The sequence below is a fragment of the Acinetobacter sp. 778_lipA genome (assembly GCF_058242985.1).
Genome location: NZ_JBZAYT010000001.1, coordinates 341,209 through 355,604 on the forward strand (window position 1 = coordinate 341,209; position 14,396 = coordinate 355,604).

Consider the following 14,396-nt stretch of genomic DNA (forward strand, 5'->3'; position numbering starts at 1 on the left):
ATTACGGATTAAAAGATAAAAAAGGAAGCTTTTGGAATGAAAGGCTTCCTTTTTTATTGCAATGCTTTTTTTTACAACATCTTTAGTCAAAACGTTTTGCGCGATTTTGATAAATTGACATGATAAATAGACCTAAAGCAGCAAAGCCAAGGGCTTGAATTGATGTCAATATTTTATGTTGTGCAGGTAAAAAAGCCATTAAAAGCATAAGTGCAAGAAAAGGGTAGATGGAAAATAAAATTTTGAAACCTTGAGTATAGACATTATTTTTAGAGATTTTTAGCCCGAGCATTCTTAATAAATGTGTAGAGATTCCAATCGCTAAACACATCACGGTAAACGTTGGACTTAACTTCTCAATCGTGGTGCAATAATAAATTATTGCGCAGGTTAAGATTGAAATGACGACTTTAATTTCACGACTACAGCGCGCTGAATACCAAAAATCTAACATTATTTAGAGACTTGTTCAGACGAATTTTGATTGAGTAGGGATAGTGGTGAAAAAATACAAACTGCTAGAGCCATAAAACCAATACCTTGAGCGCCTGGGATCAAAATTTCACCATTGTTCATATTTTTAAAAACCAATGCCAAAACTAAAGCCAGTGGAATCCAGGTCAATAAACGATAAAGAAATCCTGTGGGGTTTTGGGCTGCAAAATGAACTTTACAGTAACGACAAATCAGAAAAATAATACCTGTACCTGCAAAAAGTAAAATATTATCAAGGGTTAAAGGCTGGTACCAATAGAGTCCAATAGTGACCAGTACCAATAAAATAAGAAAAATGAGCTTCTTTGCAACCGAGACTTTAGGATCAAACCAAAATTCAAGCATAGTGATTTCGTTTAAATTGGATAATGATAATTTAGCATAAAAAAGGTGAAGCTTAGCTTCACCTTTTTCAACTTAGCTCATAAGGCTTAATTATTTTTTTGTGGACCCCAGTCAAAAATTTTCTTTTGGTAAGCATACCAAATTAACCATAATCCAATCAGAATCATTGGGAATGAGAGGATTTGACCTTTGGTCATCCAACCAAACAAAATATAACCTTGATCCGCATCAGGTTCACGGAAGAATTCCATAAAGAATCGAGCACAGCCATAACCCATTAGAAAGATTGCAGATACGGCATAACGTGGGCGTGGTTTAGCACTATAGAACCATAGAATAAGGAACAGCAGCAGTCCTTCACACAGCGCTTGATAGAGCTGAGATGGATGACGAACCAAATGTAGTGGATCTGTCGGGAAGATCATACCTAGCGCAAAGTTAGGGTCAGAAACTTGACGACCATATAATTCACCACCTATGAAGTTACCAATTCGACCAAACATCAAGCCCGTCGGTACACAGGGTGCAATGAAATCTAGTGTTTCAAACCAAGTTTTCTTGTATTTATGGCACCACAAAAGCATGGCGATCATTACACCAAGGAAGCCTCCGTGGAAACTCATACCACCAGTCCAAACTTTAAATAGCCAGATAGGATCTGCTAAAAATTTGCTAAACTCGTAAAATAAAACATAGCCTACACGACCACCGAGCACAACTCCAAGTGCACCAAAGAACACCAGATCTGAAACCATTTCAGAGTTCCAGTCAGCACGTTGTTTAGCACGATAAGTAGCAAGTCCCCAAGCACATAAAAATGCCAAGAGATACATCAGCCCATACCAATGGACGTTGAGTGGACCCAGTGATATCGCAATTGGGTCAATATTCGGGTAGGTGAGCATTCCTAATCCTTGATTTTCTATTTTGCACAGATTTTAGCTGAAACATATTAAAAATGTTGTACATTCAATGTGTAAACTTCATGGAATGTATTTTATGTGTATTGTGGCATTGGCTTGGCAAGTTTTGGATGATTTACCTGTTTGTTTAATTTCAAATCGTGACGAATTCTACCATCGTCCAAGCACTCAATTACAGTCATGGGCGAACAGTCCGATTATTGCAGGGCAAGATTTACAATCCGGCGGAACATGGATGGGGGTTACACCACAGGGACGTTGGGCAGTGATTACCAATTATCGTGATGGTGCTGATAAACAAACTTATCCCACTACGCGTGGCTATTTGATTCAAGCCTTTTTAGCGTCAGATCAAACACCAATTCGTTTTGCACAAGCATTGGAAAAGCAGCAAAGAGATTATGCGGGTTTTAACTTATTTGTGGGTGATCGACAGCAAGCTGTTTATATGAGTAATCGCGGTGAAGCCCCACAAGTGTTATCCCAAGGTGTATTTGTCGTTTCAAATGGCTTGATGTCAGATGATTGGGAAAAAACCAAGCATTTACGTAAACGCTTTACCCAAGAATTTTTACCCATGTTGCAAGTCCCTTCTATCTCTGAGCAAGATCTACAATTCGCTGTTTGGGATATTTTAGAAGATGAACGAAAAATTATTCCTGATTTACTGCCCAATACTGGAATTAATCCTGAGATGGAAGCGTTGTTGTCTTCAACATTTATTCAAAGCCCAATTTATGGCACACGCTGTTCCAACTTTTTAAGAATAAGCAGTACGCAGATTCATTGGATCGAAAAAACACAACAAGGTGAACATATGGGTGAGTTAGTCGAGATTAAGCGCACTATTGAAAAATAAAAAGCCATAGCAACTTTCGTCACTATGGCTTTAAAAAAATAAATTTAGTTGATTAGCCAGCAATTACACCGCCATCTTTACGAGTAATGACGACCGTTGCAGAACGTGGGCGAGCAGTCTTGTTGCTTGGATCTTTTTGTGATGCAGGCCAGTTACTTGAAGGCTTATCAAAGCTAGGTGAGTCTTCACCTGGATGTTGAACATTGATAAAAATGGCTTTGTAGTCGGGTGTCATGGTGACACCCGTGATTTCACATTGTTTTGGACCTGTTAGGAAGCGACGCAGGTTTTCATCAGTGACTTGTTTACCCACGATCGTTTCTTGCCCAGCAGATGTTATTGCTTTTGCGCCATCACCGACTTTACCAGGGAGTGCAGCAAGCATCATACAGTTGGTGGTATCTGTATAAGCACCATCATCCGTTTGAATCCAAAGTACACCACGTGGGTCGAACCACATACCATCTGGTGAAGATAAATCATTATTATCATTTAACCCAGACAAGTTGATGTTACTGGCCATTTTTGCTTCAGCACCAAAGAGGTAGATGTCCCAAGTAAAGCTTTCAGCTGTAGTTTTATTATCTTTTTCATGGAAACGGATAATGTGACCATTTACATTGCCTTTACCACCTTCTGGGTCGCTATAGTTTCGTGGATTTGCGGCATCTAATGCATGTGCTGTACCACGGTTCGAGTTATTGGTTAGTGTGACATAGACTTCACCATTCTCTGGGTTCACCGCAACCCATTCTGGACGATCCATTTTAGTGGCTTTGACTGAATCACCGGCTAAACGTGCAAAAGTAGTGACATCGGCTTGAGACTTGAAAGGATAGACGGTATTGCTATCATTTAAACCGTTTTTACCATACGCCAATTCAATCCATTTACCTGTACCATCATTATTGAACTGCGCAACATATAGCTTGCCACTGTTCATATATTTATCGCCAGCGCGATAGCCACCATTTACATCTTTTGCATCCCACTTCGCATCAGATACAAATTTGTAGATATATTCGCCACGTGAGTCATCGCCCATATAGAAGGCTAGATTTTCCCCTTCGATTAAACGGCTTGAGCGACAGTCTTCATGCGCAAAGCGACCTAAAGATGTTCGTTTAACGGGGTTTGAACGACTATCGAACGGATCGATTTCAACAATCCAACCAAAGGTATTTGCGCCGTTTCGATAATCTTTGTCTGCGGAGTCAGCAGTAATTGAAGAGTTCCAGCGGTCATATAAATCTTGGCTTTCGATTGCCCCAATCGCGGTTTCCCAGCCATAACGTGAGCTGGCACCATCTTTTAAACCATAGCGATTCAGTGCGATGATCTCAGCCGCACTACGTTTTGCATCATCACCTTTATTACGCACAAAGTATCCAATAAAGTTTTCTTCTGTGGTGAGGTAAGTTCCCCAAGGGGTATAACCATTACCACAGTTATTATGTGTGCCGCGTGTTTGCTTTGCTGAGCTTGAGTATTTGGTTTTCACCAAGTCTGAACCTGCAACTGTGCCTGCAAAGTCCATGACCGTTGACGCTGTAATACGGCGATTAAATGGAGAACTTTTAACAATCTCTACTTTTTGTGTAGTTGCATCTTTCTTTAATTCAATGACGGAAACACCATGCGCATTGACTTCACGAATCACTTCATCTTCTGGGCGACGACCATTTACTTTTGTTGCACCTTTAGGATGTAAGAAGGTTTGATTAATGTATTCATGATTCATGACCAGTAAGCCACGGTTTGACGCTTTAGCATCATATTTAGAGCTATTGGAATTTAAGCCAAAATAGCTCATACCATCATGACAGTCACCTGAACGTGCTGTAAAGCTGACCCCTGAAGGAACATTGTTATCATCCCAGTCAGGGATCGTCTGCATTAATGGATCACCTAAAGCATAAAGCACATTTGCTTCATAACCCGCAGGAACAGTGACGATGTCATTGAGGTTTTTTGCAACAGGGTTAAAGGTGAATTTTTCAGGTTTTTTAATTGTCGTGGTGGGTGTTGAATTATTGTCATCGTCATCATTACAACCAACTAGGCTCGATGCTAAAGCGAGAGCAGCTGCACCGCTTGCTGTTTTTGTAATTAAACTACGACGAGAAATCCGTTGTTCTAAAATGTCACGGAAATGCGTGTTATTCGAAGTATTGTTATCTAACTCTTGATTTTCATGATATGGCGTGAGGTCTGTCATACGATTCCCTTTGGCTTTAAGTCTTGATTAAATGTGATTTTGATTCAGCTTAAAAACATACAGAACAAATGTGTAAGATCTCTTACTCTTATATTTAATATTGGTTAAATTTAATCTTATTTTAAGAAAGTAATAGGATTGTCATATTTATATTTAGACCATTACTCCGTTGTTCAATTTCTATAAGAATTAGGTTATGACTGATTAAGCATGATATCTGCTTGGTGAATTGAATAAACTGGATTAACTTTCAATTGTTTTAAAAAATAGAGATTTTTAACAAAGAGCTCTTAATAATAGGCTTCTTTTATAAACGCTTATCAAAAGCATAGATCAGTATAAAATCGCTCTCATCCTAACCGTCTCCCGAGGGGAGAAGGAACTTTCGATCGCAATATAATTCACTCAACATGATCATTTTTCGACTTGTGAAATAGATCTAATGTATTTGAATAAAAGGGCAGAAGATTAAGCAATAGACTTGTTTTAATAATTGTTTCTAAAAAAGAATTTAACAAACTTAAAATAAAAATGACCTCAAAAGAAGTCATTTAAATATTAAAAAGTTTTTTATTTTGATAGTTAAGCATCTACAGTTTTACGTTTTTCAATCACTTTACCCAGCAATAAACCCAGCTCAAATAGCATCCACATTGGAATTGCGAGCATGATCATTGAAATTGCATCTGGTGGGGTAATAAACATAGACACGAAGAAACATCCCACCACGATAAAGCGACGCTTTTCAGCCAATGTTTTAGTGGTGACGAAGCCAACTAAAATTAAAACTAAAGTAATAATTGGGATTTCAAAGGTCACACCAAATACCAAAAATAATTTTAGACAGAAGCTTAAATAACTATTGATGTCAGTCATTGGCGCGACGGTTTCTGGTGAAACACTGATAAAGAAATGCAGGATGGATGGCAATGCAATAAAGTAAGCAAAAGCGATCCCTGAATAAAACAGCACAATACTGCCAAACAACAATGGAAATGCTAGATTTTTTTCTTTTTCGTATAATGCAGGTTTAATAAACGCCCAAAGTTGATAGATGATAAAGGGCATCGCCAACATCAGCGCAATAAAGAAGTTTAACTTAAACGGCGCCATGAAGGTTGCTGTAACATCAGTTGCAATCATGGTTGAGGTTGCAGGTAATTGTTTTCTGAGTGGTTCTGATAACGCAATATAGGTCTTATTGGCAAATGGCAATAAACAAAAAAATATAGCGATGAGCGCGCCAACAATTTTAAATAAATGCTTACGTAACACCATCAGGTGTTGAGTAATCGGCATCGCATCTAAAGGCGGCGTCTCGGTAGATGAGGCATCATGTACTTGTGGTGCTAATGAGTCGCTCATACAGCCACCTTCAATTGCGGTACTTCTTTAACAAGAACAATTTGTGGTCGAGTTACAGTACAGTTTTGTTTATCTAACCAAGTCTTTGACATATAAATAGCGGGAACCGTAATATCGAGTTTATGATAAGTCGTGTGAATTTTTTTATTGTCTGTTATTGCGAGATGACTTTCTTGTTCTACAGCAATTTTTTGTTGTTGTAACTCTTGCATTTGAGCCTGCATTTTTTGTTCAAGTTCTTGAATTTTTTGCATCTCTTGTTGCATTTGTTCTCTAAATTCAGAAAGACGTAATTCACGGTCGATGTCATTTTGGACACTACTAATTGCACGTTTAAATTTGCTATACCATTTGGCAGCAAAACGCGCAGCTTCAGGAAGTTTATCTGGTCCCAATACCAAGAGCGCAATGATCCCAAACACTAACAGTTCTGAAAATCCAACATCTAACATGATCTACGCCTCACCGATTAGTGTTTTACTGTAGAGTTCACATCAGTATTGCTAGTTTGATGTTCTAGTGTACGCGTTTCAGTCAGTGAAGCAGTTGTTGCCTCTTCTTCTTTAATCGATTTCTTAAAATCTTTTACGGCACCACCAACATCTTTACCTAAGTTTTTTAGCTTTGATGTACCAAATAGTAGAATCACAACGATTGCAAAAATAAGTACATGCCAAATCGATAATCCAGCCATAGTTTTAACTCCTATTTATTAACAGCTATAACAACAGTTATCCATGACAAAAAAGTGACACTAATATTTCAATTTAAAGACAGACAATATTTATAAATTATTTTGATATGTTAAACGTTATCTATATTTGGAAAATGCTAGTATGTTCATGATTTGAGAATAAGGTGTAGTATTGTGGCTTTGTTATTTCCAGTTTTATCATTTATCTGTGGGCTGATACTGGCAAATAGCAAATTTTCAGTAAACTTAAAATCATTCATGTCTTTGCTGTTGGCTCGCTTATTTATCCCGATTGTGATTATTTACAATATGGTATTTTATAAATCGGGCAGTATTGCTTTAATTTTATTTGCTTTTTTCTCATGCTTTACGCTTTTCTTTATTTATCTCACGCTGTCTAAAGATCGTTTAGCTTCATTGTGTTTTAGCTATACCAATATGGCATGGCTCGGCTTTCCGATTGCCTTGGCTATATTTGGTCCAGACAATAGTATGCTGATGATACCACTCTATATCGGGGTTTCAATTTTTGGAAACTCTTGGGCTGTGACTTCGGTAAGTTCAGCCCCGCAATCCAAACAATTGCTTATCAAAAAAGTACTGCAATCGCCACCTGTGATTGCCTTGATCATTGCAGGGCTTTTACGTTGTTTTGATGTGCAACAGTTTCAGACAAATGATTGGATTAATTGGATTTATACTCTGGCTAAATGGAGTATGAGTTTTACTGGTATGTGTGTATTGGGGATGTGGTTAAGAAAAACCAAAGTCCATATCGAGGATTTACTGTCCAGTACTAAGCTCGCAATATTAAAGTTAGTTTGTGGTGTTGTATTGTGCAGTCTGGCTTATTTCTTTTTACCTGTTCCACAGATCCATCAATATATTGGGGTGATGTTTTTACTGTTTTGTTTACCGCCAGCTGCCAATATTGTCGCATTGGAAACCCACTATCAAGGCACTGGGGTTTCAGCAAAATATATTGCTTCGGGAACGATAGTCAGTTGTGTGGTATGCATCCTATATGGTGTGTTGATTCATTTTTTATAGTTTTATCGGTTGATTGGTTTATTTTGCTTCGTTTTAGATAAGTTTTAGCGATATCCATCATATTCCTCCTTTGCTCAAAGGCGAGGAGGAATCTAACAAAATCGTATGATTTTAAACGGCTGGTTTTAACTGCTTATTTCAAGCTTGCTTTAAACAATTGCATCGCCTGACCACGATGGCTAATTTTGTTCTTTTCTGCTTTACTCATTTCTGCGCTTGAAATATTTAGCTCGGGTAACCAGAACAGTGGGTCATAACCGAAGCCATTTTCACCTCGAGCTTGCTCTAGTACTTCACCTTGCCAGATCCCTTGGAAAATTTGTGGTAAAGGGTCATCTGCATGTTCAACCAATGCCAATACACACACGAACATTGCTTCAATCGCTTGATCGTCTTGGCGTAAAGGCTTAAGGTTTTCCAGCAATTTTGTATTATTGGCTGCATCATCGCCATGTTCACCTGCATAACGTGCAGAGTAAATTCCAGGTGCTCCACCTAATACGGGAACGCAAATCCCAGAATCATCAGCAATCGCAGGTTTACCTGAAATACGGCTCGCATGACGTGCTTTGATAATTGCATTTTCAATAAAGCTTAAGCCATCTTCAATCGCGTCTTCGATATTCAGTTGACCTTGAGGAATCACTTCAACGGGTAAAGCCAATTCAGCAAACAATTTTTCAAATTCAGCAATTTTGCCTTTGTTATTGCTTGCGAGTACCAGTGTTCCTTGTGATAACCAATCTTTTGATGACATGATGCAGACTCAAAATTTAAAATTGAGTTATTTTAACTTAATCTGTGTCATAAAATGCGGCTAAATTCTCTCGTCCTTTACGCTTTACTGGATATGTTTTGCTTTTGCGCTAATGCGTTTGTCTAACTGTTGTTTTAAATCGAGAACATCCTCATTTTTCATAAAACCTAGTCCAACATTGAGTTTCTGTTTGCTGTTATCTTTCATGATAAAAAGTAAATAGTATTGTCGATCAAGTAAGGTTTTTTTGAGCTCAACTTCATAGATCTCTGGTATTTTAATGTGTTTTTTAATGATCACTCTACCTTTAAAATCAATGCTTCTAATCATGTCTTGGGAGAGGGTTAAAATAGGACGTTGATTGCTAAATATCTGAATAGCTTTATTACTGAAAAAATAAGCAATGAGACCCAATGGCGTAACAAGAAATAGCGAAAAGAGACTTTTTAAGCCATTCTTCCATTCAAATATTTCCAAGATTAAAAGCACGGTCGCAGCCCAAAAGGGGCAGGCCAAAATTCCAGCAAAAATCGCCAAAGGAATTATTTGTTTGCGTGAAGCATAATATTTTTTCTTTTGCATATTTTTCCATACATAGAAGAACTCGATTTACTTCTCAAATGCACAAGTGGTGCCTTGGTGGAAAATCATTTGCCATATACCGTGATCATTCATAACCCAAATTGAACTGCGTAAAGCCACATTGTATTGAGCTTGAGTTGCCACATTGATTTGATGGCTTTGATAGGTCAGTAAAACGCTATGATCAGATAACGACTGAACTTGAAAATCCTGTGCTTGAATGATGTCGGTATCTGTATCGTTTAAAAGTGCTTCAATCATTTGGGCTTTATGCACAACCCACCCTGATTTGGTAATTTCTTTAAAATCTGGATGTAACCGTTGATCAAGTATTTGAAAGTTTTGACGATCACGATGATGCAACCCGCATTCATATTGAATTAATTGTTTGAATAGGTCTTGCATTGTCAACAATCCCAGTTGAAATACTTAAATGGATAGCAGTAAAAAAAGCACCCGAAGGTGCTTTTATGATCGATGAAAATCAAATTATTGAGCTTGAATCCATTGATCTGCACGTTGTGTTGCAGTACGAATTTGGTCTTGAGTTAAGTTAGCAGCCAAAGCAGTTTTTTTGGTTTGCGACATGTTAATTACTTTATTGTCTAACATACCATCACGTGTAGAAAGCTCATACCACTGATAAGCGCCCATGTAGTTTTTCTTTTGCTCTTCCATCACCGCAAGATTAAAGCTTGCACGGTTATCGCCGTGGCTTGCTGCTTTTTCAAAGTATTGACGCGCAGATGTTTCGCTTTTAGAAACGCCTAAACCATCAGCATACATACGACCAACATTCAACTGAGCCGCAGAAATACCTTGGTCAGCCGCAGCTTTAAACCATGTAAATGCTTGTTTAAGGTCTTTAGATACACCGCCAGTACCAGCCTGGAAATGTGTTGCTAAATAAAATTGTGCAGCAGGTTGACCAGCTTTGGCTGCTTTTTGCAAATCTGTCACATTCATATGTGCATATTGTGCTGCCATTGCTGATACAGATTGTTGTTGCTGCGGTACATAGTCCGCATGGGCTTGAATACTCACTAGCCCAAAAAATAACGTACTGCCTAATAATAATTTCTTCATAGAGCGCTCACTCGATAAATAGCGACTTCGCCGAACAAATTCGGTATGGCTTTACTTAAAAAGCTACCTTGTTGGTTCCCATTTACAGCGAGTCGATCAATAATTTGAATCTGATTTTCAGCACATAATGCTTCAAAATCACGAAAGGTGCATAAGTGGATATTAGGTGTATTGTACCACATATACGGTAAGGCATCAGAAACAGGCATCTTGCCTTTCAGTGCAAGGAAAGACCGTGTTTTCCAATACGCAAAGTTAGGAAACGTAATAATTGCTTGTTTCCCCACACGCACCATATCGCGCAGAAGCACATCAGGTGCATCTACAGCTTGCAAAGCTTGTGCCATAACCACATAGTCAAAAGACTGGTCGGCAAAGCGTCCCAAACCGAGGTTTAAGTCTTGTTGTATAATATTTAACCCTTTGCTGACGGCAATTGCAATCTTTTCTTGATCGATTTCTAGCCCATAAGCGTGAATTTGCTGTTTTTTGCTCATTTGTGACAATAATTCGCCATCACCACAACCTAAATCGAGCACACTCGCACCAGCATTGATCCATTTTTCTGCAAGCTGTTGGTCAATACGCATTACAAAGCCTCCTTAGGTGTTGAATTAAGGTGTTCAATACCACCTAAAAATGCACGTAAGGATTTGACGTACAAGGGGATAGGGAATAGGAATGAGTCATGGCCCTGCTCAGCATCGATATCCAAATAACTCACAGGTTTTTGATTGGTAATCAAGGCGTTGACAATCTCTTGCGAGCGTTCTGGGCTAAAACGCCAGTCTGTTGTAAATGACACTACTAAAAAGCGACATTTGGTATTTGATAGGGCTTTAGTGAGTGACTGTTCATATTCACGTGATGGATCGAAATAATCCAAGGCTTTGGTCATGATCAGATAAGTATTGGCATCAAAGTTTCGACTGAATTGTTCGCCTTGATAACGCAGATAGCTTTCAACTTGGAACTCAACATCGAAACCATACATAAACTTGCCTGATTTTAAATCACGACCAAATTTTTGTTTCATGGCTTCTTCAGAAAGATAGGTAATATGACCCACCATACGTGCCAAAATTAAGCCACGTTTTGGATAACTATCGAGTTCTAAATAACGGCCATTGTGAAAATCTGGATCAGACAAAATAGACTGACGTGCCACTTCGTTAAATGCAATATTTTGTGCGGAAAGCTTTGGTGCGCTGGCAATGATGACACATTTTTGTAAACGATCTGGATAGTCCACAGACCATTGTAAAGCCTGCATGCCACCTAAAGAACCACCAATGATTGAATACCAAACATCTATCCCTAAGCGGTCAGAGAGGAGGGCTTGGGTTTTAACCCAATCACGTACAGTCACTAATGGAAAGTCGGGACCGTATGGGCGATTTTCATTTTCAGGGTTAGGTGAAGTGGGTCCCGTTGAGCCACTACAACCTCCAATATTGTTGAGTGCGACCACGAAAAACTTCGAAGTATCAATGGCTTTACCTGGCCCAATACATGCATCCCACCAGCCTGTTTTTTTATCGTCTTCGTGGTGATAGCCAGCCGCATGATGATGTCCTGAAAGTGCATGGCAAATCAAAATTCCATTTGATTTATCTGCATTGAGCTCACCATAGGTTTCCACCATGATTTCATAGCGTGGCAATACTCGACCACACTCAAGCTCTAACGGTTCTTCAAATTCAAACTTTTGTGGAGTAACGAGCCCCACTGAATCAGCTGGAAAAGACACTGGAAATGTTCACCTTAAAGTTTTAGAAGGTCGATAAATTACGAATATTAGAGATATCTAAGACATCTATATAGCTAATAAATTAATGATATTCCATGGTTTTCACAATAGTGTTTTATCATTAAAGTTCACTTTCAGAATGAGTGATGATGTCTAGAGCGATAGTGAGTCGAAATGGAATGTCTTCACTTCACTGGCTTTAACTTATTTTCCATTTTGGAAAATGAAATGCAAAGCTTTGCAACAGAACGATCTTATGAATCACTACGGAACTTACTCGCTACTCATTCACAGCTGTCTGATCTCAAACAATCATGGATGAAATTTCCACGTATTTTTTATCTTTGAGAGGCATAAAGCTATTCGAGAAAGTCACTTGCTAATATCCATGAATGAAAGAAAGGATACCACTAGGGGGCATCCTTTCTAAAGTCTTTTAATTGATATGGCTTATACAGCAGCTGCGATGACTTGTTCAGTACTTAAAACACCTTGGTCAATCAAACGATTGGTTGCGGCAATGATTGCTTCAATTGAAGAGGTGACGATATTATCATGTACACCAGCGCCGAATGCAGATTTACCTGTGCCTTGGACTTGAAGTTCGATCAATGCCAACGCTTTTGCATGTGCGCCTGAACTGATACTGCGTTCTTCGTAGTTTAAGACATCAATTGGTAATTGAAGTGCATTTAAAATCGCAGAAATTGGACCATTCCCTTCACCACGTAAGTGCTGAGTTTCACCATTGATGACCACATCAAGTTCAATCACTTGACTACCATTTTCATCTGACAATCTATAGTTTTTTGCTGAATAATGTGCATCTTTTGCAGCAACGTAGGTATCTTTAAACAAGGTCCAAATTTGTTGAGCTGAAACTTCAACGCCTTCTTCATCTGCAACTTGCTGAACAATTTGTGAGAATTCAATCTGTAAGCGACGAGGTAAAACCACGTTATAGTTAGATTCTAGCAAGTAAGCAATACCGCCTTTACCCGACTGTGAGTTGACACGAATCACCGCATCATAATCACGACCTAAATCTTTAGGGTCGATTGGTAAGTAAGGCATATCCCAAATTTCTTCATCTTTTTGGAACTCAAAGCCTTTTTTAATTGCATCTTGGTGAGAACCCGAGAATGCAGTAAAGACTAAATCACCTGCATATGGATGACGCGGATGTACAGGCAAACCAGTACATTCTTCTATTGTGGCAATAATCTCGTTAATGTTTGAGAAATCTAACTCACATGCCACACCTTGTGTGTACATGTTTAATGCAATTGCAGCCACGTCAACGTTACCAGTACGTTCACCATTCCCAAATACACAACCTTCAACACGATCAGCACCAGCCATGATCGCTAACTCAGATGCTGCAATACCACAACCACGGTCATTGTGACAATGCACTGAAATAATCACACCATCACGACGTTTCAAATTACGATGCATCCATTCGATTTGGTCGGCATAGACATGCGGACCTGAAACCTCAACAGTTGCAGGTAAATTTAAAATAACTTTATTGTCAGGCGATGCTTCCCAAATTTCAGTCACAGCATCACAAATATCTTTAGCAACCTCTAATTCTGTTGCTGTAAAACATTCTGGGCTGTACTGGAAAATAAATTCAGTTTCAGGCTGTTTGGTTGCATATTCTTTTACTTTGCTTGCCGCATTCATTGCCAATTGCTTTGCACCATTGACATCAACATTCAATACTTTTTTACGGAAAGTGGGTGAGTTTGAGTTATAGATATGCACAATGGCGCGTTTCGCACCTTGTAAGGCTTCAAAGGTGCGTGCAATTAAATGATCACGGGCTTGCACCAAGACTTCGATATAAACGTCATCTGGAATATGACCTTCTTCAATCAACTTACGGGTGAAATCAAAATCAATTTGTGAAGCTGAAGGAAAGCCAATTTCAATATGTTTAAAGCCAATTTTGACCAACATTTCAAACATTTTGAATTTTTGTTCGATGTTCATTGGTTCGAAAATCGCTTGGTTACCATCACGAAGGTCGGTACTCATCCAAATTGGCGCTTTATTGATTTCGTTATTTGGCCATTGACGGTCAGGCAAGTCTACACGTTGGTACATGCGACGATATTTTTTACTTGGATCAGCCAACATCATGAGGGAACTCCTTGTGTAGTTGTTGTTGCTCGTCTCTTGGATAAAGGCAACTTACTACAAATATAGATTGTGTCTATCTGTTCAATTTACAAGTGTTTTTATGATGAAAACACTTATAAATTTT

16 protein-coding genes are annotated in these 14,396 nt (G+C 38.7%); 2 read left to right on the top strand and 14 right to left on the bottom strand.

Translation table 11 applies throughout. The annotated features are described in order from the left end of the window. Positions 1-82: 82 nt before the first annotated feature. The 3 genes from AC4CUY_RS01710 to lgt all read right to left on the bottom strand — a co-directional run bounded on the left by AC4CUY_RS01710 (position 83) and on the right by lgt (position 1,745). On the bottom strand, positions 83-454 hold the full coding sequence (locus AC4CUY_RS01710) for a hypothetical protein (protein ID WP_419328715.1): 372 nt from the start codon (positions 452-454) through the stop codon (positions 83-85). Next, entirely contained in the window at positions 454-840 is a 387-nt protein-coding gene (locus AC4CUY_RS01715) for a hypothetical protein (protein ID WP_336954546.1), read from the bottom strand. Before AC4CUY_RS01715 ends, AC4CUY_RS01710 begins: the two co-directional genes overlap by 1 nt. An 86-nt stretch (positions 841-926) precedes the next feature. After that, positions 927-1,745, bottom strand: a complete 819-nt coding sequence (gene lgt / locus AC4CUY_RS01720) for a prolipoprotein diacylglyceryl transferase (protein WP_336954547.1) — start codon at positions 1,743-1,745, stop codon at positions 927-929. A gap of 94 nt (positions 1,746-1,839) precedes the next feature. On the opposite strand from lgt, the gene AC4CUY_RS01725 reads away from it, so the two are divergent. Next, entirely contained in the window at positions 1,840-2,622 is a 783-nt protein-coding gene (locus AC4CUY_RS01725; protein ID WP_483770366.1) for an NRDE family protein, read from the top strand. A gap of 52 nt (positions 2,623-2,674) precedes the next feature. On the opposite strand, the gene AC4CUY_RS01730 is transcribed toward AC4CUY_RS01725, so the two are convergent. The 4 genes from AC4CUY_RS01730 to tatA all read right to left on the bottom strand — a co-directional run bounded on the left by AC4CUY_RS01730 (position 2,675) and on the right by tatA (position 6,899). After that, positions 2,675-4,840: a PhoX family protein gene (locus AC4CUY_RS01730; protein ID WP_483770365.1), complete on the bottom strand. Its 2,166-nt coding sequence runs from the start codon at positions 4,838-4,840 to the stop codon at positions 2,675-2,677. Between the two features lie 582 nt (positions 4,841-5,422). After that, positions 5,423-6,205, bottom strand: a complete 783-nt coding sequence (gene tatC / locus AC4CUY_RS01735) for a twin-arginine translocase subunit TatC (RefSeq protein ID WP_056514073.1) — start codon at positions 6,203-6,205, stop codon at positions 5,423-5,425. Continuing rightward, the gene (gene tatB, locus AC4CUY_RS01740; RefSeq protein ID WP_004818879.1) at positions 6,202-6,657 is read right to left on the bottom strand and encodes a Sec-independent protein translocase protein TatB; all 456 of its coding nucleotides are present in this window, start codon (positions 6,655-6,657) and stop codon (positions 6,202-6,204) included. The genes tatC and tatB overlap by 4 nt, the downstream gene beginning before the upstream one ends. 17 nt (positions 6,658-6,674) lie before the next feature. After that, on the bottom strand, positions 6,675-6,899 hold the full coding sequence (gene tatA / locus AC4CUY_RS01745; protein ID WP_004726505.1) for a Sec-independent protein translocase subunit TatA: 225 nt from the start codon (positions 6,897-6,899) through the stop codon (positions 6,675-6,677). A gap of 174 nt (positions 6,900-7,073) precedes the next feature. Between tatA and AC4CUY_RS01750 the strand changes: the two genes are divergently transcribed. After that, entirely contained in the window at positions 7,074-7,949 is an 876-nt protein-coding gene (locus AC4CUY_RS01750) for an AEC family transporter (protein WP_483770364.1), read from the top strand. 133 nt (positions 7,950-8,082) lie between these two features. On the opposite strand, the gene rdgB is transcribed toward AC4CUY_RS01750, so the two are convergent. The 7 genes from rdgB to leuA all read right to left on the bottom strand — a co-directional run bounded on the left by rdgB (position 8,083) and on the right by leuA (position 14,272). Further along, positions 8,083-8,706, bottom strand: coding sequence for an RdgB/HAM1 family non-canonical purine NTP pyrophosphatase (gene rdgB / locus AC4CUY_RS01755; protein ID WP_336954553.1), 624 nt, complete (start codon positions 8,704-8,706; stop codon positions 8,083-8,085). A gap of 84 nt (positions 8,707-8,790) precedes the next feature. Then, on the bottom strand, positions 8,791-9,288 hold the full coding sequence (locus tag AC4CUY_RS01760) for a hypothetical protein (protein ID WP_336954554.1): 498 nt from the start codon (positions 9,286-9,288) through the stop codon (positions 8,791-8,793). Between the two features lie 27 nt (positions 9,289-9,315). Beyond that, positions 9,316-9,693: a nuclear transport factor 2 family protein gene (locus AC4CUY_RS01765; RefSeq protein WP_105713372.1), complete on the bottom strand. Its 378-nt coding sequence runs from the start codon at positions 9,691-9,693 to the stop codon at positions 9,316-9,318. Positions 9,694-9,777: 84 nt separating this feature from the next. Then, positions 9,778-10,374 carry a tetratricopeptide repeat protein gene (locus AC4CUY_RS01770; protein WP_004726515.1) on the bottom strand — a complete coding sequence of 199 codons (597 nt, stop codon included), beginning with the start codon at positions 10,372-10,374 and terminating at the stop codon, positions 9,778-9,780. Next, entirely contained in the window at positions 10,371-10,964 is a 594-nt protein-coding gene (gene metW, locus AC4CUY_RS01775; RefSeq protein ID WP_004726517.1) for a methionine biosynthesis protein MetW, read from the bottom strand. The genes AC4CUY_RS01770 and metW overlap by 4 nt, the downstream gene beginning before the upstream one ends. Next, positions 10,964-12,124, bottom strand: coding sequence for a homoserine O-succinyltransferase MetX (gene metX / locus AC4CUY_RS01780; protein WP_004726519.1), 1,161 nt, complete (start codon positions 12,122-12,124; stop codon positions 10,964-10,966). Before metX ends, metW begins: the two co-directional genes overlap by 1 nt. A 450-nt stretch (positions 12,125-12,574) precedes the next feature. Next, complete coding sequence (gene leuA, locus AC4CUY_RS01785; RefSeq protein WP_336954557.1) at positions 12,575-14,272, bottom strand: 2-isopropylmalate synthase; 1,698 nt, start codon at positions 14,270-14,272, stop codon at positions 12,575-12,577. Positions 14,273-14,396 lie beyond the last annotated feature (124 nt).

What these genes read in the sequence shown, in the direction of transcription:
- tatC (WP_056514073.1), bottom strand. Translation starts at nt 6,205, where the DNA reads ATGAGCGACTCATTAGCACCACAAGTACATGATGCCTCATCTACCGAG.
- tatA (WP_004726505.1), bottom strand. Translation starts at nt 6,899, where the DNA reads ATGGCTGGATTATCGATTTGGCATGTACTTATTTTTGCAATCGTTGTG.
- AC4CUY_RS01725 (WP_483770366.1), top strand. Translation starts at nt 1,840, where the DNA reads ATGTGTATTGTGGCATTGGCTTGGCAAGTTTTGGATGATTTACCTGTT.
- metW (WP_004726517.1), bottom strand. Translation starts at nt 10,964, where the DNA reads ATGCGTATTGACCAACAGCTTGCAGAAAAATGGATCAATGCTGGTGCG.
- leuA (WP_336954557.1), bottom strand. Translation starts at nt 14,272, where the DNA reads ATGATGTTGGCTGATCCAAGTAAAAAATATCGTCGCATGTACCAACGT.
- tatB (WP_004818879.1), bottom strand. Translation starts at nt 6,657, where the DNA reads ATGTTAGATGTTGGATTTTCAGAACTGTTAGTGTTTGGGATCATTGCG.
- lgt (WP_336954547.1), bottom strand. Translation starts at nt 1,745, where the DNA reads ATGCTCACCTACCCGAATATTGACCCAATTGCGATATCACTGGGTCCA.
- rdgB (WP_336954553.1), bottom strand. Translation starts at nt 8,706, where the DNA reads ATGTCATCAAAAGATTGGTTATCACAAGGAACACTGGTACTCGCAAGC.
- AC4CUY_RS01715 (WP_336954546.1), bottom strand. Translation starts at nt 840, where the DNA reads ATGCTTGAATTTTGGTTTGATCCTAAAGTCTCGGTTGCAAAGAAGCTC.
- AC4CUY_RS01730 (WP_483770365.1), bottom strand. Translation starts at nt 4,840, where the DNA reads ATGACAGACCTCACGCCATATCATGAAAATCAAGAGTTAGATAACAAT.
- AC4CUY_RS01765 (WP_105713372.1), bottom strand. Translation starts at nt 9,693, where the DNA reads ATGCAAGACCTATTCAAACAATTAATTCAATATGAATGCGGGTTGCAT.
- AC4CUY_RS01710 (WP_419328715.1), bottom strand. Translation starts at nt 454, where the DNA reads ATGTTAGATTTTTGGTATTCAGCGCGCTGTAGTCGTGAAATTAAAGTC.
- AC4CUY_RS01770 (WP_004726515.1), bottom strand. Translation starts at nt 10,374, where the DNA reads ATGAAGAAATTATTATTAGGCAGTACGTTATTTTTTGGGCTAGTGAGT.
- AC4CUY_RS01760 (WP_336954554.1), bottom strand. Translation starts at nt 9,288, where the DNA reads ATGCAAAAGAAAAAATATTATGCTTCACGCAAACAAATAATTCCTTTG.